At 68.1% G+C, this 568-nt stretch carries 1 pseudogene; it reads right to left on the reverse strand.

Annotated elements, in window-relative coordinates:
• Nucleotides 1-376: 376 nt before the first annotated feature.
• A pseudogene (locus FV228_RS32210) lies at nt 377-568 on the reverse strand (hypothetical protein); the annotation flags it as partial.

A 568-nucleotide genomic window follows, 5' to 3' on the forward strand; every position in this document is an offset into this window, starting at 1 on the left:
TCCGCGCCGCACGACCGTGGAACCCGCAGGCGCCCGCCCGCCGGATTCCGGGCGGGCCCGGAACGTCCGGAGTTTTCCGTCGAACGCGCGCGCGCAACTCTCTGCATAGGCCCTCCCACGGCACGGCCGGCGGCTCGACGTGATGGAATCAGGATAGGCGGGCGCGGGCGGGGGAAGTCAATCTGCGCGGAAGAGTATCGGCCGTCGCCAATGTAAATACTGTTGTCTTGTATTAACGAATGTGGATTTTAATCATCAATCGGCGAAGACAGGTCTTCGCCGGATCCAATGTCCGGACGTCCGGCACGGTCGAGCGGTGATCCGGCCGGGAAGCGGATCGACTGAGACGGATCGTCAAAAGATAAACCGCGCGGCGTCACGGCAGCCGGGACCGCAGCCAGCCGAAGAGCGTCCGACCCGGGAACCGGGCCGGCGGCATCCGGAACGTGGGTGCGGCCGCCTCCTCCGGGATCGGCCCCTCGTGGAAGCGCGCGCCGAACGACCAGAACCGGTCCTGCCGCGTGCCGATCATGCCGAGCCCCACGGGCTCGCGCGCGACGCCCGGGCG

Source organism: Methylobacterium sp. WL18 (assembly GCF_008040015.1).
Taxonomy (GTDB): domain Bacteria; phylum Pseudomonadota; class Alphaproteobacteria; order Rhizobiales; family Beijerinckiaceae; genus Methylobacterium; species Methylobacterium mesophilicum.